This window comes from Paenibacillus sp. FSL L8-0494 (genome assembly GCF_038003695.1).
Lineage (GTDB): Bacteria > Bacillota > Bacilli > Paenibacillales > Paenibacillaceae > Paenibacillus_AQ > Paenibacillus_AQ odorifer.
Genome location: NZ_JBBOPQ010000001.1, coordinates 2175839 through 2200508, shown reverse-complemented (window position 1 = coordinate 2200508; position 24670 = coordinate 2175839). Strand labels below are relative to the sequence as shown.

27 protein-coding genes are annotated in these 24670 nt (G+C 46.5%); 4 read left to right on the top strand and 23 right to left on the bottom strand.

The genetic code is table 11. From position 1 onward, the window contains the following. Positions 1-46: 46 nt before the first annotated feature. From NYE35_RS09780 to NYE35_RS09760, 5 genes are all read right to left on the bottom strand, one after another. Positions 47-1048, bottom strand: coding sequence for an acetyl-CoA carboxylase carboxyltransferase subunit alpha (locus NYE35_RS09780; RefSeq protein WP_036678900.1), 1002 nt, complete (start codon positions 1046-1048; stop codon positions 47-49). Between the two features lies 1 nt (position 1049). Further along, entirely contained in the window at positions 1050-1943 is an 894-nt protein-coding gene (gene accD / locus NYE35_RS09775) for an acetyl-CoA carboxylase, carboxyltransferase subunit beta (RefSeq protein WP_036678897.1), read from the bottom strand. 72 nt (positions 1944-2015) lie between these two features. Then, entirely contained in the window at positions 2016-2204 is a 189-nt protein-coding gene (locus NYE35_RS09770) for a hypothetical protein (RefSeq protein ID WP_036678895.1), read from the bottom strand. A gap of 146 nt (positions 2205-2350) precedes the next feature. Continuing rightward, entirely contained in the window at positions 2351-2851 is a 501-nt protein-coding gene (locus NYE35_RS09765; protein WP_036678892.1) for a phosphatidylglycerophosphatase A family protein, read from the bottom strand. A 74-nt stretch (positions 2852-2925) separates the two neighbouring features. Further along, complete coding sequence (locus tag NYE35_RS09760) at positions 2926-6567, bottom strand: DNA polymerase III subunit alpha (RefSeq protein ID WP_076213877.1); 3642 nt, start codon at positions 6565-6567, stop codon at positions 2926-2928. Between the two features lie 141 nt (positions 6568-6708). Here NYE35_RS09760 and NYE35_RS09755 point away from each other — a divergent pair, with 141 nt between their 5' ends. From NYE35_RS09755 to NYE35_RS09745, 3 genes are all read left to right on the top strand, one after another. Next, entirely contained in the window at positions 6709-7032 is a 324-nt protein-coding gene (locus tag NYE35_RS09755; protein ID WP_036678886.1) for a YtrH family sporulation protein, read from the top strand. 5 nt (positions 7033-7037) lie between these two features. Next, positions 7038-7538 carry a DUF4044 domain-containing protein gene (locus NYE35_RS09750; RefSeq protein WP_038569663.1) on the top strand — a complete coding sequence of 167 codons (501 nt, stop codon included), beginning with the start codon at positions 7038-7040 and terminating at the stop codon, positions 7536-7538. Between the two features lie 83 nt (positions 7539-7621). Next, positions 7622-7930, top strand: a complete 309-nt coding sequence (locus tag NYE35_RS09745; RefSeq protein WP_341120830.1) for a YtpI family protein — start codon at positions 7622-7624, stop codon at positions 7928-7930. 134 nt (positions 7931-8064) lie between these two features. On the opposite strand, the gene NYE35_RS09740 is transcribed toward NYE35_RS09745, so the two are convergent. After that, a complete protein-coding gene (locus NYE35_RS09740; RefSeq protein WP_036678878.1) occupies positions 8065-9399 on the bottom strand; it encodes a DRTGG domain-containing protein in 1335 nt (444 codons plus the stop codon). A gap of 306 nt (positions 9400-9705) precedes the next feature. On the opposite strand from NYE35_RS09740, the gene NYE35_RS31400 reads away from it, so the two are divergent. Further along, positions 9706-10047: a DUF4236 domain-containing protein gene (locus NYE35_RS31400; protein ID WP_445255022.1), complete on the top strand. Its 342-nt coding sequence runs from the start codon at positions 9706-9708 to the stop codon at positions 10045-10047. A 57-nt stretch (positions 10048-10104) separates the two neighbouring features. Here the strand turns inward: NYE35_RS31400 and NYE35_RS09730 are convergent, their stop codons facing one another. The 17 genes from NYE35_RS09730 to NYE35_RS09650 all read right to left on the bottom strand — a co-directional run bounded on the left by NYE35_RS09730 (position 10105) and on the right by NYE35_RS09650 (position 24648). Next, positions 10105-10440: a YolD-like family protein gene (locus NYE35_RS09730; RefSeq protein ID WP_341120827.1), complete on the bottom strand. Its 336-nt coding sequence runs from the start codon at positions 10438-10440 to the stop codon at positions 10105-10107. Positions 10441-10450: 10 nt separating this feature from the next. Next, positions 10451-10645, bottom strand: a complete 195-nt coding sequence (locus NYE35_RS09725) for a hypothetical protein (RefSeq protein WP_341120825.1) — start codon at positions 10643-10645, stop codon at positions 10451-10453. Positions 10646-10854: 209 nt separating this feature from the next. Next, positions 10855-11061 (bottom strand): transcriptional regulator, encoded by a 207-nt coding sequence (locus NYE35_RS09720; RefSeq protein ID WP_341120822.1) that lies wholly within the window; start codon positions 11059-11061, stop codon positions 10855-10857. A gap of 661 nt (positions 11062-11722) precedes the next feature. Then, positions 11723-12436: an N-acetylmuramoyl-L-alanine amidase gene (locus NYE35_RS09715; protein ID WP_076098421.1), complete on the bottom strand. Its 714-nt coding sequence runs from the start codon at positions 12434-12436 to the stop codon at positions 11723-11725. Further along, positions 12436-12702: a phage holin family protein gene (locus NYE35_RS09710; protein ID WP_341120820.1), complete on the bottom strand. Its 267-nt coding sequence runs from the start codon at positions 12700-12702 to the stop codon at positions 12436-12438. The genes NYE35_RS09715 and NYE35_RS09710 overlap by 1 nt, the downstream gene beginning before the upstream one ends. A 23-nt stretch (positions 12703-12725) precedes the next feature. Further along, a complete protein-coding gene (locus tag NYE35_RS09705) occupies positions 12726-12947 on the bottom strand; it encodes a BhlA/UviB family holin-like peptide (protein ID WP_051491604.1) in 222 nt (73 codons plus the stop codon). A 77-nt stretch (positions 12948-13024) separates the two neighbouring features. Further along, on the bottom strand, positions 13025-13126 hold the full coding sequence (locus NYE35_RS09700) for a CD1375 family protein (RefSeq protein ID WP_340395306.1): 102 nt from the start codon (positions 13124-13126) through the stop codon (positions 13025-13027). Then, positions 13119-13733, bottom strand: a complete 615-nt coding sequence (locus NYE35_RS09695; RefSeq protein ID WP_341120818.1) for a hypothetical protein — start codon at positions 13731-13733, stop codon at positions 13119-13121. Before NYE35_RS09695 ends, NYE35_RS09700 begins: the two co-directional genes overlap by 8 nt. Before the next feature lie 16 nt (positions 13734-13749). After that, the gene (locus tag NYE35_RS09690) at positions 13750-17673 is read right to left on the bottom strand and encodes a pyocin knob domain-containing protein (protein WP_341120817.1); all 3924 of its coding nucleotides are present in this window, start codon (positions 17671-17673) and stop codon (positions 13750-13752) included. Between the two features lie 18 nt (positions 17674-17691). Continuing rightward, entirely contained in the window at positions 17692-18333 is a 642-nt protein-coding gene (locus NYE35_RS09685; protein ID WP_076316786.1) for a hypothetical protein, read from the bottom strand. Further along, positions 18326-19501 (bottom strand): baseplate J/gp47 family protein, encoded by a 1176-nt coding sequence (locus NYE35_RS09680; RefSeq protein ID WP_341109813.1) that lies wholly within the window; start codon positions 19499-19501, stop codon positions 18326-18328. Before NYE35_RS09680 ends, NYE35_RS09685 begins: the two co-directional genes overlap by 8 nt. Beyond that, on the bottom strand, positions 19491-19856 hold the full coding sequence (locus NYE35_RS09675) for a DUF2634 domain-containing protein (protein WP_341120815.1): 366 nt from the start codon (positions 19854-19856) through the stop codon (positions 19491-19493). Before NYE35_RS09675 ends, NYE35_RS09680 begins: the two co-directional genes overlap by 11 nt. Continuing rightward, a complete protein-coding gene (locus tag NYE35_RS09670) occupies positions 19844-20257 on the bottom strand; it encodes a Gp138 family membrane-puncturing spike protein (RefSeq protein ID WP_341120813.1) in 414 nt (137 codons plus the stop codon). Before NYE35_RS09670 ends, NYE35_RS09675 begins: the two co-directional genes overlap by 13 nt. Beyond that, entirely contained in the window at positions 20254-21048 is a 795-nt protein-coding gene (locus NYE35_RS09665) for a phage protein (protein ID WP_076316782.1), read from the bottom strand. Before NYE35_RS09665 ends, NYE35_RS09670 begins: the two co-directional genes overlap by 4 nt. After that, positions 21038-21364: a phage baseplate plug family protein gene (locus tag NYE35_RS09660; RefSeq protein ID WP_341120811.1), complete on the bottom strand. Its 327-nt coding sequence runs from the start codon at positions 21362-21364 to the stop codon at positions 21038-21040. Before NYE35_RS09660 ends, NYE35_RS09665 begins: the two co-directional genes overlap by 11 nt. An 11-nt stretch (positions 21365-21375) precedes the next feature. After that, positions 21376-21921, bottom strand: coding sequence for a phage baseplate protein (locus tag NYE35_RS09655; protein ID WP_341086045.1), 546 nt, complete (start codon positions 21919-21921; stop codon positions 21376-21378). Continuing rightward, the gene (locus tag NYE35_RS09650; protein WP_341120809.1) at positions 21922-24648 is read right to left on the bottom strand and encodes a phage tail tape measure protein; all 2727 of its coding nucleotides are present in this window, start codon (positions 24646-24648) and stop codon (positions 21922-21924) included. Between the last annotated feature and the right edge of the window lie 22 nt (positions 24649-24670).

Sequence of the window (24670 nt, the reverse complement as noted above, 5' to 3'; positions counted from 1 at the left end):
CACTAAGTATAGCTATATGTCTTAAAGTGCAAATGATTTTGCACTTTTACACTTCTGACTTCACTTCTTCTTCAATGAAAATTTGTTCCTGCTGAGCCTCTGCAAACTCACCAATTTTACGGAATTTACGGTATCGATCATCCTTCAATTCCACTGAGTTCATCTGGGTTAGCTCCTGCAGATGCCGCCATAATGCATCCTTAATCGCCGCTGCCGTTGCTTCGTAATCCCGATGAGCGCCGCCTTTAGGCTCTGGTACGATCTCTTCTATAACTTCCATCTCAAGCAGATCAGCAGCCGTTATCTTCATGGCTTCTGCCGCTTGATCAGCCTTCGAAGCATCCTTCCACAGAATAGAGGCCGCTCCGTTTGGAGATATCGCCGAATAAATGGCATGTTCCAGCATGAGCACTCTATTTCCAACCGCCAATGCCAGGGCGCCACCGCTTCCGCCTTCACCGATGACCACACAGATTACAGGGACACCAAACTGAGACATCTCGCGTAAATTACGGGCAATCGCTTCGGATTGACCTCTTTCCTCGGCTGTGTTGCCTGGGTATGCACCTTTCGTATCCACGAAGGTAATAATGGGACGTTTGAACTTGTCCGCTTGCTGCATCAGACGCAGCGCTTTACGGAAGCCCTCAGGGTGTGCACTGCCGAAGAATCGTAAAATATTCTCTTTGGTGTCTTTACCGCGCTGCTGGCCAATAACTGTAACCGGCAACCCATTTAGTTTACCGATGCCGCCTACAATAGCAAGATCATCCCCAAACATCCGATCACCGTGGAGCTCAATAAAATCTGTGAAGATCTGCCCCATAAGATCAAGGGAAGTCGGACGTCCTTGATGTCTAGCCAAATGCATTTTTTGCGAAGGAGAAATATTAGAATATATCTCTTCCTCCAGCACACGGTATCGTTCTTCCAGCCTAGCTACCTCGTCCGTAAAATCAATACCCTTCTCTTCGCCAAACTGCTTCAGTTCAGCAATCTTCTTGCGCATTTCTACCAGAGGCATTTCAAAAGGCAACTCTCCTGCCAACCTAAAATCCCCCTTTCACGTCATGCAGCTCCAAAATTTTAGTCAATGTAGCGCGCATTTCTTTGCGGTGCACGACCATATCAAGCAACCCATGCTGAAGATTAAATTCAGCGGTCTGGAAATCATCCGGAAGCTTCTGGCGAATGGTCTGCTCAATGACTATACGTCCTGCGAAACCAAATACCGCTCCAGGCTCTGCAATAATTATATCACCAAGGCTGGCAAAACTCGCAGATACTCCACCGGTAGTAGGATCCGTAATTATCGAGATGTAAAGACCTCCAACCTCGTTAAAACGAGCCAGCGCAGCGCTGGTCTTCGCCATTTGCATTAGACTAAGAATACTCTCCTGCATTCTCGCTCCACCTGAAGTAGAGAAAATAAGGAGTGGAAGCTGTTGCTCCGTGGCCTCTTCTATCGCACGGGTGATCTTCTCCCCTACTACAGAGCCCATACTGCCTGAGAAAAATTCAAAATTCATCACAGCTACGATGACTGGATGGCCACCAATGGAACCCTGACCCGTAATTACGGCTTCAGTTTGTCCAGATTTCAGCTGCTGTTGCTCCACTTTGGAAGCGTAACCCGGAAATTTCAGCGGGTCGATAGAATACATTTCACTGTCAAACTCAATAAAGCCCTCAGGGTCTAATGTCATCGCAATGCGCTCCACAGCATTTAGGCGCATGTGGTGACCACAAGTAGGACATACCTTTAGGTTCTTCTCTAATTCCTTACTATACTGGATCGTTCCGCATTTATTACATTTGCTCATTAATCCTTCAGGGATTTCACGTTTGGGGCGTTCGCCTTCCGCAGGCCCGCCGCTCCGCTCCAGACGTTCTGAAGGAATAGTCGCGTACTTCCGTTTCTTCTGAAATAAATCTTTGAACACACCCGCACCTCTTCAGCCGTTTATTTGCGTTATGCAGCTTGCCGCTGTCATGACTTTTGTCTTGTAAGAAACTCAGGGATGCAGAATAAGATTAAGGACTTCCTGTACTTCCTCCAGTTCACCTGAAGGAACCAATATCTCAAACTGCTGCTTGGACATATTGATTGGACGGCATTCTACCAAAAAACCTTCTTCTGTTAGCTTACTCTTAATCATATCCGCCACTCTGGCGGTCGGCGCGATATATATTACCGTCCACATGCCCTGCAAGGCCTCCCCAATCTTAATTCCCAGCCGTATCCCGTATAATGGAATTATGATAACACAGTTTTCTTTTTTCCCGCAACAGGAGTAGGGCATAGGAAGCAAGACTGAGGAACTTGTTCAAACGAAATAAAGGGGCTCAATTATTCCTTGTCCGTGCCTAAAGGATATACTTTTGCCCCTTCATGCCGATGAGCAATTCTGGCGGAAGCGGCGGCAGCAATGCCGGCAACAAGGTCATCCAAGAATACATGAATCCTACCTTTATCATCGTTCAGTTCACCAATGATTCCAAGCTTTATTTTGTCCAAATACCCAAAACCTGTCAGTCCGATCATCCCATATACCCCTGTAATACCAAGCGCCAGAGTCTCGTCCGCTCCGTAGAGGGATTCATCAGCCTCCATTACCGCCTGCAGCGGCTGTGGAAGCAGTTTTTTCTCGGCTAATTCATCAAGAGCAACACCTGTCATTAAAGTATACTGCACTTCTCTTTTGCCCAAAACAGACTTGACGCTGGACAGACATTCATCCTTGGTTAAACCAGGATAATAAACCGATTGTAAAATATATACGATTTCAGCAATGGAGGAAAGTGATACACCTCTGCGTTCCAACAGATCTACTGCCATTTGATAGGACATGCTGCGACTCCCCTTTCCGTACAGGGATGTGCCCTGTGGTTTCCTAATGTATGCGGAAAAGGGGAGAATTGTTCTTATTTTATTCTTACCGTACCTGCACCCAGCATAACCTCGATCGCCGCGAAAAGTTCCTCGGACGGCTTAATTCGATAATTATCGCTAAGAGCTAGGAGCTTCTGATCCTGTTCATAGAACAGAAGCGTCGCAGCTGGACCGGGATGATTCTGCAGCAGCTCTTTCAGGCGCGACAGCAACGCTGCATTCTCTGAGGCCGGCGTGATCTTGATAAAGACACGCTGGCCTGAGGTCGCCGCTGTTGTTGGCGCGGCCTGTGCAGTTGTTGCAGGCGGCGTTGTGCCGCCTGCTGGCCTGGCAGCCGGACCAGTGGCGGCACCGCTGGTCCGGGAAGCAGGAGCTGCGCCGCGTGGCGGCGCTCCTGCTGAGGCCGAGCGTCCCGCGCTGTACGAGCGGGACGCGGCGGCACTGCGGCGCTGCAATAGCCCGCGGAGAGCCTCCGCAGACAGCAGCGCCACTTCCTCGGCCAGCAGCTTGAAGCCTTCGTCTTCCTGCTGCACCTTGGCGCGCAAGGCCAGCAGCGCGCCCTTGGCAATCAAGCTGCGGCTTCGCTTCCACACCTCAGGGAAGAGCACGACCTCGCAGCGCTCGATCTGATCTTCCCATTCGACGAAGGCCATCGATTTTCCTTGCTTCGTCGTAATTTCCTTAACGGATACGACCATTCCGGCCGTAACCGTCTGGCTCTCATCCGCGGCTTCACCAAGATCCATCAGCCGCTGCATGCCGGGCTCCTCAAGCAGTTCCGCGCTATCATCAAGCGGATGGCCCGAAAGATATAACCCCAGCAGCTCACGTTCCATCTCCAGCTGCTGGCCAATGGTGAACTTAGGGATATCCGGATAGCGGATTTCCCAGTTCGGTGTCTCCACCAAATCGTCGAACAGCTGGATTTGCAGCTCATCCCGCTCCTTGCGCCATTTCAGCGCAGCGTCAACCGTCTCGTCCAGCATAGCCAGCAGCTGGGCGCGGTGACCCGGCAGACAGTCAAAAGCTCCCGCCTGCAGCAATGATTCCACTACCCGCTTATTGCAGACCCGCAGGTCCACACGTCGACAGAAATCTAGCAGACTGTCGAACGGACGCTCCTTGCGGACCGCCATAATGTTCTCCACTGCCAGCGTGCCGACGTTCTTAATGGCTGCGAGTCCAAAGCGGATATGCCCGGTTCCGGTTCCTTCGCCTGGAACCGGAGTAAACAATACGCCGCTCTCGTTCACATCCGGCGGCAACACGCCGATGCCCGTGCGGCGGCAGTCCAGCACATACTCCGCTACCTTGCGGTGAGTGCCCATTACAGCGGTCAACATAGACGCCATAAACTGCACCGGATAATGTGCCTTGAGATAAGCTGTCTGGAAAGCCAACACTCCGTAAGCCGCGGCATGAGCACGCGGGAAGCCGTAATCGGCAAAGCGCACGATCATATCATAAACAGCATTCGCATCCGTTTCATTATACCCCTGCTGCAAGCTGCCTTGAACAAAATGGCTCCGTTCCTTATCCAGAGTCTCACGTTTTTTCTTAGAGACCGCTCGACGGAGCAGATCCGCTTCTCCTAACGAGAAGCCCGCCATCAGAGAAGCAATCTGCATGATCTGTTCCTGATACACAATGATCCCATAGGTGTCCGCTAAAATAGCCTTCAAATCAGAATGTGGATACTCTACTTCAATCTCACCGTGTTTGCCTGCTATATATTTCGGGATAAATTCCATCGGACCCGGACGATACAGCGCTAGAACCGATACAATATCTTCAAAGCCGTTAGGCTTCAGATCTTTAAGTACTCGTCTAACGCCCGCCGACTCCAGCTGGAAGACCCCTGTTGTCTCACCAGCCCCAAGCATTTCATACGTAGCTGGATCATGATCTGGGATGACACGGAAATCCGGAACACTTCCGCTCATTTCTTTAATCGAATTCATACAGCGTTCGATAATCGACAACGTGCGCAAACCCAGAAAATCCATTTTCAACAGCCCGACGCTCTCCAAATGCTCCATAGAGTATTGGGTTAACGCCGTACTTTCATTACCTTCCTGAAGTGGGACTGCATCTGTCAACGGACCCTTCGAGATAACAACCCCAGCAGCATGTGTCGAAGCATGGCGGGGCATGCCCTCCACCTTCATTGCCATATCCAGCAACCCTTTAATCTTTGGATTGCTATCATACAGTGCTTTAAGATCTGGTGTACTCTCCAGCGCCCTGGCAAGGCTGATCCCTAGTTGTCCAGGTATAAGCTTGGCAGCTTTGTCTACCTCGTTATAAGGCAAATTCAGCACCCTGCCTACATCACGAACGGCAGCACGTGCAGCCATAGTTCCGAAAGTAATAATTTGCGCCACATGTTCTTTGCCGTATTTCTCCACTACATAACCAATAACCTCATCACGCCGTTCATCACTAAAATCGATATCAATATCCGGCATGGTGATCCGTTCTGGATTTAGAAAACGTTCAAAGAGCAAGTTATATTTCAATGGGTCCACGTCAGTTATTCGCAAAGAGTATGCGGTGAGACTACCCGCTGAAGATCCCCGTCCGGGTCCCGTAGCAATTCCCTGACGATGACAATAAGCAATAAAATCCCACACAATTAGAAAATAATCGCTGAAGCCCATACTCTCGATAACGCCCAGCTCATAGGTGAGACGCTTCTCAGCCGTCTCTCTTTGCTCAGGTGTAGCCCATTGCGGTGTATCTATATATCGTTCCTCCATCCCCTTCCAGCAGAGCTCACGCAAATAAGCAGCGGAATCCATGCCTTCAGGGAGCGGAGAATAGGCAGGCAGAATATGATTGCCGAAGGTCAGCTCCAAATTACATTTTTCTGCGATCAATAAGGTATTGGCGATAGCCTGCGGCACATGCGGAAACAATGCCGCCATTTGCTCGCTGCTTTTTAGAAACAGCTGATCTGTTCCGATCTTGAGACGTTCCTCATCATCCACCGTTTTGCCTGTTCCGATGCAGATCAGCACATCCTGAACCTCAGCATCTTCCTTCGCCAAATAATGGACATCATTCGTCACCACAAGTGGAATTTCACATTCCCCGGCAAGGGCGATCAGCTTGGGATTCACTCTCTTTTGCTCGGAGATCCCGTGGTCTTGCAGCTCCAGATAGAAATCTTCGCCAAAAATCGCCTTATATCGCAGCGCAGCCTTTCGCGCCTCCTCATCACGACCATGCAGCAGATGCTGCGGCACTTCTCCACCCAGACAAGCACTAAGGCAGATAATCCCCTCTGAATGAGCTGCCAACACTTCCATATCGATCCGGGGTTTATAATGATGGCCTTCCAGATGGCCGATAGAGATCAGCTTCATCAGGTTCTTGTAGCCGGTTTCATTCTTGACGAGCAGAATCAAGTGGTAGATCGGTTGATCTTTTCGACTGCCCCGCTCACGGCGTGAACCCGCGGTTAAATAAGCTTCACAGCCAATAATCGGCTTGATTCCATTCTCTTTACACGCTTTATAAAAGGGGATGGCCCCGTACATCACTCCATGATCCGTAAGCGCCAGCGACTTCATGCCGTATTCGCCGGCCCGGCGCACGAGATCGGTAATGCGCGCCGCCCCGTCCAGTAAACTGTATTCGCTGTGCACATGCAAATGCACGAAAGGGCTCATAACCCCACTTCCTCTCTACTGCAAAAATCAAACATAAGATGAAACTATTTTATCATATTAAAGGGGGACCCGCCCATACAATGGATTAAGAGCATAAGGACAGGCAAAGCTTGTAAATGCCTCGTCCGGGAAGGGGCCTGTATGAGCATTTTTATGAGCAAAGCTATCCTCGACTTCTTTATCGCCTTCGGCATCGTGCTTGGCGGAGCTATGCTCGGCGGAATCGGCGCCGTTGTATCCCTGCAACCGCCGACGCAAACGATGCTGGATGTGGCAGATCGGATTAAAATATGGGCACTAGCAGCCGCTGTAGGAGGTACTATGGACCCCTTACGGGTCATTGAAAGTAACATGATTGGAGGCAACCTCTCCCCCGCCATCAAACAAATCATGTATCTTGCCTTCGCTTTTCTAGGAGCACATATGGGCAGTGAGCTAGTAAAATGGGTGTGCGGCAGGGGGTAACGCCAGTGAGAGTTCCACCATTCAGTCGTTTTCGCAGATTCACCCAGATCTCCGCTATATTCATGCTAGGGATCGTCGTAGGAGCTGTCATATACAATGCTATTTACCATGTAGGATATAACGTATTATGGCTGCATAATCAAGATCTGCGTGTACAGATCGAGCAATATCAAAAAGATATTCAGACACTCAAAAAATACAATAATACCTCAACCGTGATCAGAGAAATCAAAATTCGATCGGAGGAAAGCAAATCCAAAGAAGATACCCCACTTGACCCCGTAACTGTAAAATTAATCATAAGCCAAATGGGCTCAGATCTGGAACCGATGCGCGGCCGCAGCATGTTCGATATTGATACTGACAGCAAACTGGTTAGACTGCTGTTGGATGGCAAGCTATACATTGTGCGTGACAAGGAATACTCTGTCAAAATCCGAACCATGCTCGTCATGGAAGGCGTCCTACAAATCTGGGTAGAAATCAGTCCTTTTAAGCGCAGCTGACAGCCATCGTGTGATACAATAATGGACAGACGTGGAAATTACTTCTTGGCTACTGCAAGACACGATAAAGGAGCTGGCTGTCCATGGTTTTATTTATCAAGTATTTATTGTTTATCCTGCTGGTGATCTTTGTAATCGGTGCCGCTGTGTTCAGCATATCCTCCCGCCGTGCCTTACATCCCCAAGATAAAGGGCTGAAACGCTCCGTCATGAATGTGATGCTCGGTGCTATGCTCGTAACGCTATCCTTGATATCCATGTTTTTGTTTCGCGGCTCTACCGTTAATATCATTGTTGAAGCTGCCTTTCTGCTGATTGGTGCGTTCAACATCTTCTCGGGTCTACGCAGCTATAGTTTTTACAGCCGTAGCCGCAGCCAGGAACAACACTAGTCGAAAACTTAGCTGCTGTTCTGACGGAATAGAAAGAATAAAATAGACTCCCCTCTCTTTCAATGATGAGGGCAGTCTATTTAGCATGTATACGATCCTATTTACCGTATGCTATCCAGCTAGCAAACCATTTTTTAGCCATGATCAATGGATTGCAGCATCAGAACAGCTTTGGCTACCAGAGTATCCGAGTGGCTGATCTCAATTTCAAGCTTACAGGTACGGCGGCTGATTTCGAGCAGTCTCGGCATTACAATGATCGCGTGTTCGATCTGTACCGGTCGGATAAAATAAGTGGACATATTATCTAGTACATAATCATTTCCTGTGATATCCTTAGCTGCTTTAAATGCCGAAAGCGTCATAAGCGTAGACAATATTCCTTCAGAAATCGTCCCAAGATCCGTGGCCATCTGCGGCGTAATAAAGCCATGGAAGAACAATCGTCCCTCTTCGTCCCGCTCATCCGCAAAACCATTCCAAATGAGATGATCAAAAGTCTCTCCCAGCTGAGGTTGGTTCCGAACATCGCGTAAGCTTTGCAGCACTTCTTTACGGGTTAGGGAGCCTACCAGTTTGCGGTTACGGTCCACTATGGGCAGAAAATCCACGCCTTCCCACATCATGATCTGGGCCGCGGAGGCTAGTGAGGTTTGCAGTGCAGCCGTAACCGGACTGCGAATCATCGCTTTTTCAATGATCTGCCCTTCCGTCAATTCCTCTACATCACGGCGACCGATAATGCCAATGACTCGGTTCCATTCATCCGTAACGGGAAAGCGCTGCTCTCCAGTTTCCTCAGAAACCTGTCGTAGCTCACCGACGGTGCTAGAGATTTTTAACGTATTCAGGCGCGGTTTGCTGTCGATAATATCCTCTACCAGCATAATTTTTTTCTTAATCAATCTATCAAAAATGGCACGGTTAATCATTGAAGCGACGGTAAACGTGTCATGTCTCGAAGAAATAATGGGAAGATCCAGCTCGTCTGCCAATGCCTTCACTTCACGGCTCGTCCCGAAGCCCCCTGTCACCAGAACCCCTGCTCCCTGCTCCAGCGCCAGAGAGTGAACATCATCGCGGTTACCCACAATCAACAGACTGTCAGCGTCTATATAACGGATCATCGCATCGACCTTCATCGCTCCGATCACGTATTTATGCAGATGTTTATTTAGTCCACTTGCCCCGCCAAGCACATGCCCTTCAACAATATCAACTACATCGCCAAACGTCAGCTGCTCTGAAATGTTCCGAGGTTTCTTTTCTACACGAACTGTACCAATCCGTTCCTTCGTGATGACTATCCCGAGATTCTCAGCTTCCTTCACTGCACGGTAAGCAGTCCCTTCGCTGACTAACATTTCTTTGGCGAGCTTGCGAACAGATATTTTGGTGCCTACCTTAAGACTTTCAATATGCTGCAGCAGTTGCTCGTGTTTAGTAATCGCATCGCCTTGACCTTCCAACTGTTACACCCCCATGCTCCGATCTGTACTATACTGTACCTATATATTATATACTTTCGCTTACCTGCGCAACCTTTCATTAATACACTATATACGGTTCTTTATTATCTTAACTATTAATAAACTGCCGTTTAGTTTCGCGTACTTTCATTAATATTGTGATTTTTTAGTTATTTCTTTCATGTGCTACGTTAAAAATAAACCAACCCACATTTCGAGTGCAAACACTAACAATGATAACTTATATATCATCATTCCTTAATGTATTATACAATAGGAATAAATTTCCTTGTTGGAGTGATTAATATGGGATCGTTCAGATTTAGAAAGTCTATAAATCTTGGTGGCGGTGTAAAGTTGAACGTAGGTAAAAAGGGCGTTGGAATTAGCGCCGGTGTAAAAGGTGCGCGAGTTAGTGCCGGTCCTAGTGGGAAAAGGGCTACAGTATCCCTTCCTGGAACCGGGCTTTCATACTCTAAAAAAATTGGTGGAGGGAAATCGTCACATTCTAGTCGTAGTAACCCGACACTAAATGTGGATGAAATGACACCAAAACAAATTGAAAATCGAAAAAAGAATCTTACTATATTTAAGTTTATAGGTATTGCCTTTGCTCTATTGATTGTGATTCTTATCATCTTTACATAGCTAAACCCCGCCAATCAAAAGGCGGGGTTTTTAAATTCGTAAGCGCTTGGGAATTTACTATGTATTAGCACCTACAACATCCTCTATTTTAATCCATTCCCAATCATCATCATGACGAAACTTAATCTGACCCAGCTGACGGTCAACCCTCATAACTATTCCATGGATGGATCTGTCTTCATATTCCCCGAACAATTTAAGTGTGATCGGACTACAATCCTCTAACGATTGCGCTAATACCTCTGAGATTTCAGTTAAGGCTTGAGGGTCTAATTCGGGCTTTTTACGAGTCTCTTCGTTTAGGGCATCGTCAAGTATCCTGATTTTGTGTTCTGGCATAATCATTCGACTACTTTCCCACAGACCATTACCTTCTAGTTTTTTTCTCTGCATACATATCCCCCTAATAATACAGCCAATAGTCAGTGCTGCTAGCTACATTTTTAACCTTTTGTGCCTCTTCTGGATCTCGGTGTGATGGATTATCTCTTTCCCAACCAGAGATAATGCAGCCCATTTCAGGTGGCGTATTTGGATTCCATTCGATGTAGTTTTCCTCCGTCAACTCTTTCAACCCATTTCGGATATCAACTGGCATTCGTCCACTCAATCGTTCTAACTCAGGCAATGAAGGGAGACGACCAAAATGTCGTGAGTAGTGAGTAATGAGTAATGATCAATAAAAGCTTACGCGGTGTATCGCTTAACATAATTAACGCCCCCAAAATAAGAACACTTGTTTGTATTTTATGTGCTTATTGGTTTTTTAATCAATGGTTTTTTATGACAAAAAAGAGCCGTTCAGGACTACTCCTGTGGCGGCTCTGTACATTCTCTTGATATCTTTTCTTCTATCGCTTCCAAAATGAAGGCGTTGCGACTCTTATCAAGTTGTTTAGCGACAGCGTCAATCTTTTCCCTGTCACCTTTCTTAACCCAAAGTTTCACTTGATCATAATTTGCGGCGTTGTACTTATCCTTTGCTCGTGTTGATGCCTTACCTTGCTGTTCCATAGGTTATCACCCCTTTGCTATAGGATACCACAAAAAATATACTGTTACCAGTATATAAATATGTTGACAATATACTGGTACCAGTATATAATTAAGATAAGAAAGGAGGTGAACAAGGCACATGAAGGATTGGGTTACGCTCCTTACAGCAATCATTCAACTCATTACCGCAACGCTGCTGCTAAAGGACAAAAAGAAAGGAACCAAAAAACGCCGCGGACCACGCAAACGTAAATAGGTTCCCGGAGAGTGAGGGTTGCACCCCTTGCTCTCCACCCAATCATAACATAAACGGTTTGAACGATACAATTAGTCGGCGGGCATATACAGGAGGAAAAAAGGAAATGGCAAGATTAGCTATAGTTCTCTGGAGTTTTGGTGGATCAAATGAAATTTGGGTGACTGAGGAAGAACTTTTTGATCTTGAACAGTCACCGTCAGTTTCTAAGATTTTCTTTAAGTAACGGGGGCTGCGGCCCCTCTAAAGGAGGAATAAATTATGTTGAACGTGATTACCTGGATAGTAATTGTTGCTGCATTGGTCCTCTCGATTGCAGCACTAATTAAAGCCAGTGGACGCCGTTAATCCTTATAATAAAAAAAGCCCCACCGACCTGTTAAGGTTAGTAGGGCTTTTTTCATATCTCTAATCGTTAGATATTTACTTTTTGGTAGTGATAGTAGCCGTTTTAGTTTCGTTATCAAAAGATACTACTGCACCCAACGCTTTGCCGATGGCTGCCAATGGTACGTAAGTACGCCCCTCGATCAGAAAACTACCTTCATTCAGTTTTTCCCCATTTACTACAGTGCTAGCCTTATCCACCCTCACATCTTCCACCTCCTTAGTTTTTAGAGCAGTATACAACCGACTCCATGGAAATTTCGCACCGGGACAATAAGGCTTTCGCACCGGATCAATTTGAAAATGACCTATCACATGTTTCTCGTCCAAGATGATAGCTTTACCGTAGAGCCTTTTTACTTCATCACTAATAAATTTATGTAGCCATACGGAGGCAGCAAACTGCGCCTCTGTCAAACTACCATCCATACCCTCATGCTCGATACTGATAGTGTACTTATTAGGATTCGTTGGTGCTTGTTCCTTGACGATTGCCGCCTTGGCTTTGGGAATTGAATCGACTGTGATTCCGTTACACCAAGCCATTTTTGTTATATCAACGTATTGGTGGATCTCCCCCAATTTAGAAACGCCAAAATGAGCGCTACTAACTAAATTACCAGAAGATTGAAACCAACTATCCATAGAACTCATCGTACCGCCACTTATATGATTTACAATAGCAATCGGTATATGACCACCTCGACCGCTACAATTTGTGTGCTTATTTCCCTTCTGAAAGATTTGCATTACTCATCAACCCCCTTTTTTGCCTGCTTAAGCAACTGATTACCATATACAGCCACAGCTCCGCACAAGATGCCTTGTACAAAACTATCTACATTAAAGCCAAGAGTAAGACATACAATGATGATCGCGGCCAATGTGACCAGATAAATGATTGTCCAATCTGGTATTCTCGGAGTTTGTTTTAAGCAAAAGCCAATCGCCCAACATACAGCAACAATAAATAATATTTCCGGTTTAATAAAATTCGCAACTACATTCCATTCCATATCAATTCATCCTCTCAATATTATTAGTTTCTGTGTGGAAATCTCTCTTTCATTTCACGCAACTCCACAATGATTACATCGTATTTTTCAGAAAACTTACCTAGTAGATCCTGCAATCGTCCTTCCCTCTCTTTATTCGCGCGCATTACGTAGATCAGCAGCCAAACGAATAACACCGCGAATGGACCTTGCGTTAAAAAATATTTAAGTACATCCATTTCTGTCACGATTGCCCCTCCCCCCATCTATCTCCCCAAAATGAAAGCCCCCGGTGATCCGAGGGCAAAATAAAAACGCCTCTATAGGCGCCAGCTTTTTCTATCTATTCTTTTAGCAGTGCTGCTACTTCCTCACGTTTTGTTTCGGGCACCTGCTCCAGTGTCTTCAAATCCTTGCGTATCAAACTTGCATATACTTTAGCCATTATCTTCTTCACCTCCCTCTACGGTTTCTGAAGGTTCTGCCGAATCCTCTGGCGTTTCCGGTTTACCTCCGGTTTGTCCTGCAAGCACCAGCTCATACAACTCAGTTAGTGCCAATTGTGCCTCTACCGCCTCTTGTTTGGCAGTCTGTAACTCTTCATAATTTTCTGTAAGAGCAAGCTGCGCTTCTTGCAATTGGGTTTCAGTTTGCCCCAGTCTCTCCAACGACTCAGCAAGTTGTGTTTCTGTCCACTTGAGTTTCATGTTGGTCTGCTCTAGCTCCTGTGCAGTCTTAGCACTTTCTCCCTCTACCATTTCGATACGTTTAATTAGCACCTCTGCTGGAACCTCGCCCGGATAGGTAAACTCTAAATCTTCGGTATCTGGATTAACACGGTAGCCATTACACTCCGCAAATTCTCGACGAAACTGACCGTATTTGAGCTTTACTACACCAATGGTATCGCGGACCCGTTCAGCCAGTGCCTTATATGTTGCAAAGTCCTGATCCTCGGTTGTCTCCACTACCAACCTACCTACCTGTTCACCCGTATTTACTACCACGTTTCCTGTTGCTTTATCAAAGTATATTTTCATTCCGATTTCCATCATAAAACCTCCTTTTTTATCTCCAAGCTGACCAACTAATGTTAACTAAATCCGGATTGTACGGAAGGGATGAACAAAAGGCATTACTACCCCATAAGTTAGGACTTAGCATCGCACCTGACGAAACTACATTCCCATAAGGGTTAGTCCCCGAAAACTCGGTATAAGACCACATAGTGATGTCAGAAGCAAAGAATACGAATGTACTTTGTGTAGATGCTCTAAAATAAGTGAATCGCACAATACGAGGGCTAAATGCTAACCCACTAACTCGGAATATACCATCTCCTCCACCTACCGAACCTGCATAGCCTTCTGCGTACATTCGCTCCACCAGTGTTCCTGTAACTCCAAATACTTCAACGCCGCTACGAATGTTAGCAGGGGCTAAGTCGCCCTCTACAGATCGTAGTTGTGCTGTTGTTACTTTTATTTCACCCGCCCCAGAGCCACCTTTGCGGTAGCCCTCTCTTGGGTACACCGCTAAGCTACCATCACCCCATTTCCCTACACTAAGAGCCGGATCTTCGCCAGATGTGATAACGGGCATGGTCCCCTGTTTCCCGAACATCGTCCTGTCACTTCTCCAAATGCTAGGGTCCGCTAAGTTATCTTCTCTCACACGAATAGAAGAAGTGGTATTGTAGTACCCCTCCGGTGTATTTAGGTACAAATCATACCCGCTTAATGTTGCGCCCGCCGCATCCTTAGCGACGGAACGATTGTCTGGCATCGTCCCGTTCACCAGTCCGTTTTCTGTGCCTATCGTTTTTCCCGCCAAGACTTCCGCTGCTGTAGCTGTTCCATATTCACCCCCTTCACCCTGTAAGATAAAAGCCGTTCCATCGTATACAACCGTATAGACACCACCAAGAGCCAAAGGCGGGTTATTGCCATTTGGCTTTTTGATAGATTTAGCGCCCAGACCATTTACATTGAGTGTAACCGGACCTGTTGTAGCTGCATGTGCTTTAAAAGATATTCGATCTCCAGCTATAAGAGATGTTATGACACCACCCGCGATACTTGCTGTTAACGCTGGAGCTGTACCTTTAGTTAACCCAGCATAGGTTAAGGTACCGTTTGCGATTTCCCCCATGTTTTTTCCAGCATGTAAATCCGCATCCAGTCCACTACCTACCCCATCCACTGTAAGCAACTTTAATAAAATATCAGCGGCAGTGTATGAAGTCGCTGGCAAAGGGACGAAACCTAACGAAGAACCCATAACAGGCGAAGTGTGGACTCCTACTCCTATTGCACCCGCTACGACTACAGGCATAGCAATTTGAACTACAGACCCCGCCGTCGCAGCTATACCTGGAGCTGCGTTATAGTATCCATTGCTTGCGTGGACTGTTTTTTCGATATGCACCCATCCATCAGCAGGAGTCAAAGAAATATAGTTGGCAGATGTTGATACACCGTTTTTAGATAGTCTGCCATCTCTAGGTATTGAAATGGTTGTTCCCGTCTTAACCCTAACCCAGAAAGATACAGTATACGCCTTGCCAACTCCAGTTGCAGGGAAGTTACTATTTACCGTCATTAGATATGTCCCGGCAACATTTCCCGCATTCGCTGTACCTGAACCCATCGTATAGGACGCTATATAAAATTCTGTGCCGTACCTTGATCCACCAAGACTCATCGCGGTTAATAAGCTAGTTACGTCTTCCGTGAGCGCTCCTGCCGTACCTCCGTTAGTTGTGTTGTCATGGATGAACTTTCCCCCACTAGATACAGTAGTCCCATTCCAAGGAGATAAAAAAGAGTTATTGGCGAATGAGGTGGTGATTTGTAAAGATCTAGGGTCACCATCAATACCCATAAATCTACCTGAGTCCCCAAGTAAATTTACAACTCCCCCGTAAGGCAAATTATTCGCACTTACAAATCCGTTATTGTCTAGTCCCGCATATCCGTTAGCTACGTTCTTTCTATCCGAACCCTCAATTTCGATCCAAGGTCCCCACGTCATTTTTTTGATACGCTCGTATCTAACGTGACGCTCCCCGCTTATGCTCCCGGCGAGTTGTGTAGCCCGTTGTAGGACGTAAGAATCTCCTGTCGTGTGCCGCTGCACTTCTACGTAGTACCATCTATCCGTATAGGTAGTAGGTGCGTTCACTAGGTTCGACCCGTTGTAAAATCCGTTCTCAATAATGGTGTCTAGGTCCGTACCGTTATTTAGCAGGATGTTTCTGCCTATGCTAGAGGTTAACGGGTGCTTTTGGAACTCTCTTCCTGAAAACATTACCGCGTCGTCGGGAAGCACCTGTACAGGCTTCGGAAGTTGGTCGCTAAATCCTCCGGCGTAGATGGCAGACAATGAGAAGGTCGGTATAGGGACACCCGTACCCGATCCTGCTTCGATCTTCACTGTAGGAGTGTTTCCATTTGCGGCGATGGCTTCCACGGTAAACTTCCATTTAGCGAGGGCACTGTCGTAGACAATATCGGAGATCGCCATCATATTCGGCAGATTTCCTGTGACGTCCGTATACTGCGTTACCTGATAGTCTATGGTGCCACCTGCGGACGTGATGATGTTAAAACGCTTTGTGATCTTTCCGCCGCCATTACCTCCACTCCACCCTGCGGAGAGTGTCACGTCCATATACCCGTGTATTTTAGTACCTGTAATGAGAACGTCAAACCTCTGGTTTTTAACGTTCGTGAACGGTGCAGGTACCAGTACGACGCGTGCAGACCTACCGTTAAGAATATCCCCGTTGTACGCTACTAGTCTGGCAGAGTCTAAGCCAAGGTACCCACCCGGGATATCCTTGCGACTGGCGTTTTCATCCTCGATCCACTCTCCCCACACGCTGTTATAGCACTCCCGAATGTACGATCTCGGTACAGTAGCGAAGGTAGTAGCACGTTGGAAGAAGATAGTATTGGGGTTCTGTGAGTGGGAGAACACCTCGATAAAGAACCAAGCACCTGTGTTGTTACCTGGTGCGTTTATAAGAGGGTAACCATCGTACTGACCGTTACGGTTAACTGTGTTCAGGTCTGTACTAGGAGCTAGGCGGATGACCTTACCTGCGTTATCAGTGAGCTTGTACTTCTGGAACTCCTGCCCGGACTGAAGCACGGTGTCGTCGGGAATTGTCTGTACTGCTACAGGTAGTGCAGTAGGTGCTGCGCCGCTGTAAACAGCACTCAGATTCCACGTTGGTGGCGCAGTAGGGCTCGCATGCTTTACAGATACAGCAAAGGCAATAGCAGCCCCTGGCGCATGTCTTGCTTCTATACTTATTTTCCAACGAGAGTTAGTGGCGTCCCAACTAATATCAGATATAGATATGTGCTGATTGATAAGACCCGTTACTTCTGGGTATTGCGTGCTCTGATAATTTAGGGTAGTAGCAGCAGCAGCAACCACATTAAAACGCTTCGTCATTTTACCAGCTGCGTTCACTGCATTCCAACTAGCCGTCACAGTCACCTCAATGTAGCCTGACAAAGCACCAGTTGTAAATAAGTCAATCCTTTGATTAGCTACGCTGTTTGAAAAGGAAAACCCAAGAACACGTTCAGTTATTCTACTAGATAGTACTGTTCCATCAGCAACCATTAGTTTGTTTGCTTCCAAGAGAGCCACACCACTAGCAGCACCTTTCTGCGCCAATGGAATCGAAGCTGCCTTTGCTGCTTCACGAGCTGCGTCCGCCTTTGTCTGCGCTCCTTCAGGAGTTTCTTTGACATTCCATGCGGTTTGTTTAGCTGCTGTGACATGTATATTGTTATCTTCTGTATGCGTATCAAACTTGCTGCGGATCTCCTGGAAAACTTTATAAACTCTGTTAAAATACCAATTTAGCCATGCGGCTGGAGGTTTGTCGTTGATCTGCCAACCTGTCTTTCGCTTACTCTCTGGCGGCTCTATACCTGGTTCCTGCCATTCAGGAAGCTTTTCATTAAATGCCACTTTATTCCCTCCTAAATACTATATAGGTAATGGATAATCATCGCCTGGTGCGTATACCGTTCCTAACTCCCCACCCGTAGTCATATCCGTGTCCGAAAGTCCTAATGAGCTTGTTTCAAGCACATCATACTGAGAGGACAAAGCAAACGTCCCAGCAAGCTCAATTTGAGCCACTCGGACGCCTGCTGCAACCGTCTTTTGTATGATTCGGGCAAACTGTAATGGGGACATGCCAACCTCATTCAAGCGCCGGACTGGAACACGAATCAAGTTGATTGCCGCTGGCTCCGGCTCCAGTGGATCGGCAAATTTCTCTTGGATTTTGATATCTGAGTAATCACAGTCCAAAGCAAGGGCTAGCACCTGGATAATGGTGTTAACGTCCGTTTTAGATAGATTTCGGGCAATCTTGGACTTTAGCAGTACTCGGTATACCTCGTCAGTCGCTGCCCCTCGTGGCTGGACCACATTGGAGCCTATTCGGTCCAGCGTCGTGCCTTGGGCAGCATCAATGTCTTTCCACTCACGGACACGTTCCAGCGTCTCACCGACTCTTGCCAATTCCCCATGCAAAATGCTTATCATCTTACCCAAGTTGCTTTCCGGATTTTTATTATAGGTGTCCGCAAAGCGTCGTAGCATGTCCTTAACACTAAACATGACTGTTCACCATAATATCCGCCGCTCGTGCCCGAGCTACTTCATAAACCTGAATAGGCACATTAGAACTGCCAAGGCCTCCGCTCGTCTTGCCCACTGTTAAGATCATATCTTCGACCCCCTCAACATTGGATACAACACTGATTAATCGGGTATACACTACGGTTGCTCCCATGCTTAAGCCGTTGTAATAGGACCCTGCGGCATCTTCGCCGCCGATATACGTAATAATGGCTGATCGAATTTGGTCATCACCATCGATCGGGTATTGAGCGTTTTTGGTCACAGATACAGATACTTTGATCCCCACCTCGTTTGCACGGGAAAACTTAACCGTGTGCAGCTGTCCACCCAAATCGGCAACTTGCTTACTGATGCTCCCGTGAGCTTCTACGCCGCCGGACTTGGTTGCAAAGATTGCCTTAGAGATTTCCAGCTCATCCCCGCCCAGCACATAAGCTTCGAAAGACTTGGGTGGCCGTCCGGCAGCATCCTTTGTCATACCTGTGTTCTCGATGATCGCTGCTGCTCGGACGGTGGGCATTCTTAGCAGCGCTCCCCGAAGTGCATCCACGGAAGCCGCGCCGCCACCCGCCACGGACAAATCAAAGCGACTGCGAAATTCGGCGTCTGTCTCCTTTTCCCTGCCCCCCGTCACGGCTACAACGTTGGTCACACCAGTAATGTCCGGTACCGGGTTAACTACCACAGATATTGCCCCCGCCGCGACATTGCCTGATACTCCCGGTTCCAACGCCTCAATTGCAACGGTGGCGGCACCAGTGGTCAGTGTAACATCAGCCATTGTCTCAAACACTACACCGGATTTCGTCGCCGCACGGGTACCCGCCGGAACAGTAAAGCCTATAGTTCCCGTGATTTCCAATGATCCCGCTGCCCATTGGGCAAGCGTTCGGGATATACCAACTTGCGGACCCAGCCTATCCAAGTTGTTGCCGGTGGCCGTTGGAATATATCCGCTGTTGTATACGTCCTCTGCGGTGCTCCAAATAATAGCTAAAAACCAAGCAAAAATACGAAGTATAATTCCAAGCGGTGAGCGAACCGAAGTGTTAACCGTGTCTCCAAATGATTCCTTGGCTTTATCCTCCATTTGCGAAAATAGATCATCAAATCGTAGTCGTTTAAAACCTGTGCTATCCAACAACGGTCTCGACCCCCTCAACCGTAATTACATCGCCGTTGACAGCTGTAGCCGTAAAATCTGCTGTAGCTGTTCGTTTCTTTCTGTCAAAGGTTACAGTCACCGTATCTACGCTCTGAATACGCGGTTCTTGTAAAACTCCACTGGTCAATTCGTCGCGAATTTCTTCTTCAGTAACCCCTTTTCCAGTGATCCGCTTAAAATCAATACCCATGTCTGGATCCAGTATCCACTCGCCTTTATTGGTTCCTGCTGCCAAAGTGCAACATTGAGCAATTTCCTCAGGACCGGAGATTAGTTGCAATTCACCGTCTAAAAACACCAAATCACCGGAAATATCTAGTTTTATAGACTGCATGGTAACACCCCTACGATTACAGCATCCATTCGACTGTGTCGCCTTTCGGTGTCCGGGGCTGCCACTTGACCGGATAATGTATTTTTAAGTTCAGCATCAGCACAAACAACATAAACAACGTCTCCAGCCTTTAATAGTGGACGCATAATTGTTTCGAATTTCTGCATCCCAGCACCAAGATTAATTTCAAATTCGACCTTTTGCCCTACGACCGGGACAGACATTATCTGTGCGGGTTGTCCACTCGTCAGTTTAAGTAATGGCTGCACAACAGCATTCAACTTAGCATCATCGAAGGAAATAACCTTGCAAGGCATCGCAACACTGATATCGTCGCCTTGTGTACCCGCATACGCGCCAAGCAAACGGGAAAGTGCTCCTGCTGGATTTGCTCTACTCACATAATCGCCTCCGTTTCTGTGATAAAGTCTCCTGTATTGGAAAACTTATGGGTTCCACTACGAATATGAAGCTTTCCTGACCATTCCCTGCAAGTCAAATTAATAACAGAAGCCGTTGTGATTCGTTGTTGCAGCTGTGCGGAAATATTGTATCCCTGAATGCCATTGTCCTCGAAATATTCTGGAGATCCTATCAAACCCGTTTCTGGAGACAAGGCAAAAACAGAATCAGCACCATTACGAATATTTCGAATATAGAGTTTGCTTTGATTGATATAACAAGATGTTCCACAGTCCTTGCAAACCTCCGATATGATGTCGGTGACTTTTCCCTTTGCTGTGTAACCATCTTGATATCTGTAGTCCTGGTTAAGTGCCATTTGCGCTACAGGCAAACCGATATACCCCGCCATCTGCTTAATGATCGCACTGGCTAGTGTCCCCTTTGCAAAAGCAATCTCTGTAACTTCTCGCTTAGAGAGATCCTCACTATCCAAGACATAAACAGTCGTTATTTTATCTACGCCCTCCCATTTGGTTCGAACCGATGAAATTCGACCATGGAGGATAAGCCCAACATCTCCGGTGTAACCAGCATTCACCATTAGGACAGCGTTACGCTTGATGTTATTTATCGTTGTTTGTGACAGGTTCCATATCCTCAGTTCCGACTCATTAGGTAAAGTGTCGTTGTCAAATGGAACCGTCCCTTCCATCGTGTATTTATCAAGAGTGAATTTCATATTAGCAGTCATAATCTCCACGACACGGCCAAAATTTTTACTCGTCATCTTCCTCATCCTCATCAATAACAAACAAAAAGACGCTTATACCAAGCGTCTCCCATGTTACTGCTGTGCTTATTTCCGATTCATCCCAAGGAACAATAGGTAATCTAGGAAATCGGTTATCTTGGACGTCATAAAAGAGTGTTTGCCCATAAACTAACTTTTCCCCATATACCAGCACTTCTCCATTCTTTTCAAGATCCACCGTAAAAAAATCATAGTCAGCATTGTAATGGACTTCAAACCCAAACATTTCACCAGCGATAGATATGTCAAAACGATAAGGGATGTTGTCCTTCTCTATCTCGATAAATTCCATAATTCACCGCCTCATGTTGCCCATTTACTTCCGGTTTTAAATTTTACTTTCTGAACTTTTTCTTTTTCCTTTTCCTTTACTTTTTTCTTACTTGTATTATTACTTTTCTTCTTAGTAGTCGTTTTTGCAGTTTTTTTCTCCTGGGTTTGCTTAGTTCCAGAATTTACGATCTTAGTAACCTGAGCCTTGATTGGAGGTGGCAACGTCTCCACATAAGAAGACGTTGCAATCTTTATCTCTCGCAGCTCCATCGTAAAAGTAAATCCATCCGCAGTGGTGTAATCATGTCCTGTCGAAAAATCAGTAATGAGACCTTTGAATTGATTTCTGCCGACGTAATTAATGATTGTGCCTTTGTCTTTCGCAGCTATGATATAGGCGCGTGTCTTCGCTGCATCCGTACCAACAATAACTCCCGTTAATGATAGCGTCCGGGCCTGTGCCTGCACATGATCAATTAAGTTGATCCCTTTTTCAACCGGTTGCTCTGTCACAGTTACGGGAAAGGACGGTGATTCATTCTCTACAGTAATGTATTTGCCATCAATAAGTGCCATTTACGCACCTTCCAATCCTACGCTGCGCATATATGATTCAAATACATCTTGCATTTCTTGCCGAATCGTCTCCCGCAGATTTGAAATGGTCTTATCATCGGCATTACCTGAAACCTTAATATTAAAGATTGGCTTAAAATCTGCACGATGATTATTTGTTGTCATTCGTGCTGGGGATGATTCAGGTGTGTGTGGCTCGTAATCAGGCTTTGCTGCTACGGGTTCCTGCTTCGCGAAAGGAATGTTTATCTGAGCTATTTGAAAATCAGGCAATTCAAAAGCCGGCATTTGATAAATTGGGAAGTCAAACTTAGGAAATGTTGCTTCCGGCTGGGAATACGCCTGGTTTTCTTTAGCCGTTAAAACGCGTTCGCCTTTGTGCAATTCACCGATATAACCGTCCCACGGAACGTAAGGCAGCCCATTCGCGTGGCTTCCGTCTACTGCCTTTATGCCAGTAGTTTCAGTAGAAACAGACACGCTTGCAGAGGTTTTAAAACCAAAGAAATCTTTAATGCCATCCGCTATGCTTTTGACCTTCTCCATCAAGGTCGATGCCATATTCGAAATTCCATCTATCAGACCACTAATAATTTTTTTCCCTGTATCAAAGAGGTTGATCCCATTGAAAAAACTTGTCACCTTTCCCCACATATCCGAAACGGCAGTCCAGACATTGACTCCGGCTGTCTTGATGCTTCCAACAATCTGCGCCCATATAGCAGTGATCTTGTTCCAAACTTTGGTCATCAGAGAGTTAGTTATCGAAAATACATTGTTCCATGCCCCGGTAATTGCATTCCACACAGCCCTGACAGCCCCAGAAATATTGCTACTGATGCTGCTCCATATGGATGACAACCAGCTACCAATTGCACTGAACACTGCAAATGTCACTGCCTTAATTTCATCCCAATATTTAACGACCAAAGCAACGATCCATGCAATTGGACCACCAATTACAACCAGAATCGTTACTCCCCAAGTCTTCAAAAATCCAGTCACTGCGTTAAAGGCTGTCATGAAGGTCTGGGGAACTGTAATTTTGAAAAAATTCAGTACTGCCATGGTAGCCGTCTTGATCCCAGACCACATCCCGTCAATAAACGCCCGGAACTTATCTGATTTTTTATAAGCGACTACCAGCCCCACGCCTAAACCCACTAGGGCGGCGATAATTATGCCAATAGGATTGGCAGCCATGACTATACTGAAAGCTTTCTGAATTGCAGTCCATGCTTTGGTCGCTGCTGCTGCAATCTTGGTTGCGACTGTTATCGTGCCTACGACTGTTTTATATGTGACCAGTGCCGCGACAATTCCGCTCACCACCGGTGCAAATCCTTCCCAATCGTAGAATGCTTTAGCTGCATCAGCAATTGAAGAGCCAATTTGCTGGATATGTGGCCATAATTGAACTGCGGCATTTAACAATGTCTCACCGATCATGACGGCCACTGGCTGGATAGAAGTCCACAATTCTTTCCCCTTATCAATCAGGTACCCAAACACCTGCAATGCTTGTGTTCCAAATTGTTGTAGATATGGCATTGCCGCCTGAATCCAACCGCTTACCATATTGATTGCTGCACCAAGCCCGTCACCGATTGCATTGCCCACCGCTTCGATCTGCGGCTTATGGTCAGATAGCCATTGCCCAAAGGCATTCAAGTAAGGTAGCAGCTTTTGACCAATTGGAATTAATATTCCAACCTCGACCTGCCTTCCAAACATTTTAAATGCCTCGCCAGGCTTTTCAAATTTGATTTTATTAAGCTCATCCATCGTCTTTTTTGTTTTATCAAAGGATCTCGTTGCAGCCCCCATTGCCGATATGACATTAACCTCAAGGTCTTCGAACTGCGAACCCATCAAAGCAACACCAATATTGTTACGGGCAACGGGGTCCTCGATATCCGATATCATAGAGACGATATCGCTAAATGCCTGTTTCGCGTCTGGTCCACCTTTGGCAAAGGTCTGCATCATTGCATCAGCGTTAAGGCCCAGCGCGGTAAAGGCATCCATTGATGTCTTACTGGCATCCTTAGACCTTATATTAAATTCCTTCACGGCGTCTCCAACTTTATCAACTTGAAAGACACCTTCGGCAGAGCCAGCGGCAAAAACGTCAAACATCTCGTCAGCCGTAAAGCCCAAGCTCTTGAACTGGTTAGCATATTCATTGGCTGAATCCACCAGTTCGCCGGATTTATCAAGTCCCCGCTGTGCGCCTTGCGCCAGTAAGTTATATGACTCTTCGGAGGTGATCCCAAACTGTCGCATCATAGTATCAGCGGATTTGATGGATTCCGGAATTTCAAATCCGAATTGATCCCGAAGTAGAATTGCGTTTCGAGTGGTGTTCTCAAGTTCTTCTCCTGTTTGGCCAGTAACTTGCTGAACATTTGAAATCGCTGTTCCTAAGTCGTTCCAATCCTCACCAAAATTGTTAGAGTACAGATTTTTAGCAACCTCTCTAGTTGCTTCCATCTGTTTCACGGTTGCTCCAGTTGCCCCCTGAACTTGCTTCATAGCCGTTTCAAATTTAGAAGCAGCATGTACCCCAGCAATTCCGATTCCAGTCATTGCAGCTACACCAGCAGCCCCAAGTCCGACCACAGTTTTTGTGAGTTTACCAACCTTTTTATCTGCATCGTTTATTCCCTTAGAGTTGAACTTGAACCCAACTGCATACATTAGTGAACCGATTATACCGCCTGCCATAGTTCCTCCTTTCCGAACAAAA

What these genes read in the sequence shown, in the direction of transcription:
- NYE35_RS31400 (WP_445255022.1), top strand. Translation starts at nt 9,706, where the DNA reads ATGGGATCGTTCAGATTTAGAAAGTCTATAAATCTTGGTGGCGGTGTA.
- NYE35_RS09675 (WP_341120815.1), bottom strand. Translation starts at nt 19,856, where the DNA reads ATGCAGTCTATAAAACTAGATATTTCCGGTGATTTGGTGTTTTTAGAC.
- NYE35_RS09655 (WP_341086045.1), bottom strand. Translation starts at nt 21,921, where the DNA reads ATGGCACTTATTGATGGCAAATACATTACTGTAGAGAATGAATCACCG.
- NYE35_RS09730 (WP_341120827.1), bottom strand. Translation starts at nt 10,440, where the DNA reads ATGCAGAGAAAAAAACTAGAAGGTAATGGTCTGTGGGAAAGTAGTCGA.
- NYE35_RS09660 (WP_341120811.1), bottom strand. Translation starts at nt 21,364, where the DNA reads ATGGAATTTATCGAGATAGAGAAGGACAACATCCCTTATCGTTTTGAC.
- NYE35_RS09720 (WP_341120822.1), bottom strand. Translation starts at nt 11,061, where the DNA reads ATGGAACAGCAAGGTAAGGCATCAACACGAGCAAAGGATAAGTACAAC.
- NYE35_RS09725 (WP_341120825.1), bottom strand. Translation starts at nt 10,645, where the DNA reads ATGCCAGTTGATATCCGAAATGGGTTGAAAGAGTTGACGGAGGAAAAC.
- NYE35_RS09695 (WP_341120818.1), bottom strand. Translation starts at nt 13,733, where the DNA reads ATGGAAATCGGAATGAAAATATACTTTGATAAAGCAACAGGAAACGTG.
- NYE35_RS09770 (WP_036678895.1), bottom strand. Translation starts at nt 2,204, where the DNA reads ATGTGGACGGTAATATATATCGCGCCGACCGCCAGAGTGGCGGATATG.
- NYE35_RS09650 (WP_341120809.1), bottom strand. Translation starts at nt 24,648, where the DNA reads ATGGCAGGCGGTATAATCGGTTCACTAATGTATGCAGTTGGGTTCAAG.
- NYE35_RS09745 (WP_341120830.1), top strand. Translation starts at nt 7,622, where the DNA reads ATGGTTTTATTTATCAAGTATTTATTGTTTATCCTGCTGGTGATCTTT.
- NYE35_RS09755 (WP_036678886.1), top strand. Translation starts at nt 6,709, where the DNA reads ATGAGCATTTTTATGAGCAAAGCTATCCTCGACTTCTTTATCGCCTTC.
- NYE35_RS09665 (WP_076316782.1), bottom strand. Translation starts at nt 21,048, where the DNA reads ATGACGAGTAAAAATTTTGGCCGTGTCGTGGAGATTATGACTGCTAAT.
- NYE35_RS09710 (WP_341120820.1), bottom strand. Translation starts at nt 12,702, where the DNA reads ATGGAATGGAATGTAGTTGCGAATTTTATTAAACCGGAAATATTATTT.
- NYE35_RS09685 (WP_076316786.1), bottom strand. Translation starts at nt 18,333, where the DNA reads ATGTTTAGTGTTAAGGACATGCTACGACGCTTTGCGGACACCTATAAT.
- NYE35_RS09715 (WP_076098421.1), bottom strand. Translation starts at nt 12,436, where the DNA reads ATGCAAATCTTTCAGAAGGGAAATAAGCACACAAATTGTAGCGGTCGA.
- NYE35_RS09705 (WP_051491604.1), bottom strand. Translation starts at nt 12,947, where the DNA reads ATGGGGGGAGGGGCAATCGTGACAGAAATGGATGTACTTAAATATTTT.
- NYE35_RS09765 (WP_036678892.1), bottom strand. Translation starts at nt 2,851, where the DNA reads ATGTCCTATCAAATGGCAGTAGATCTGTTGGAACGCAGAGGTGTATCA.
- NYE35_RS09760 (WP_076213877.1), bottom strand. Translation starts at nt 6,567, where the DNA reads ATGAGCCCTTTCGTGCATTTGCATGTGCACAGCGAATACAGTTTACTG.
- NYE35_RS09700 (WP_340395306.1), bottom strand. Translation starts at nt 13,126, where the DNA reads ATGGCTAAAGTATATGCAAGTTTGATACGCAAGGATTTGAAGACACTG.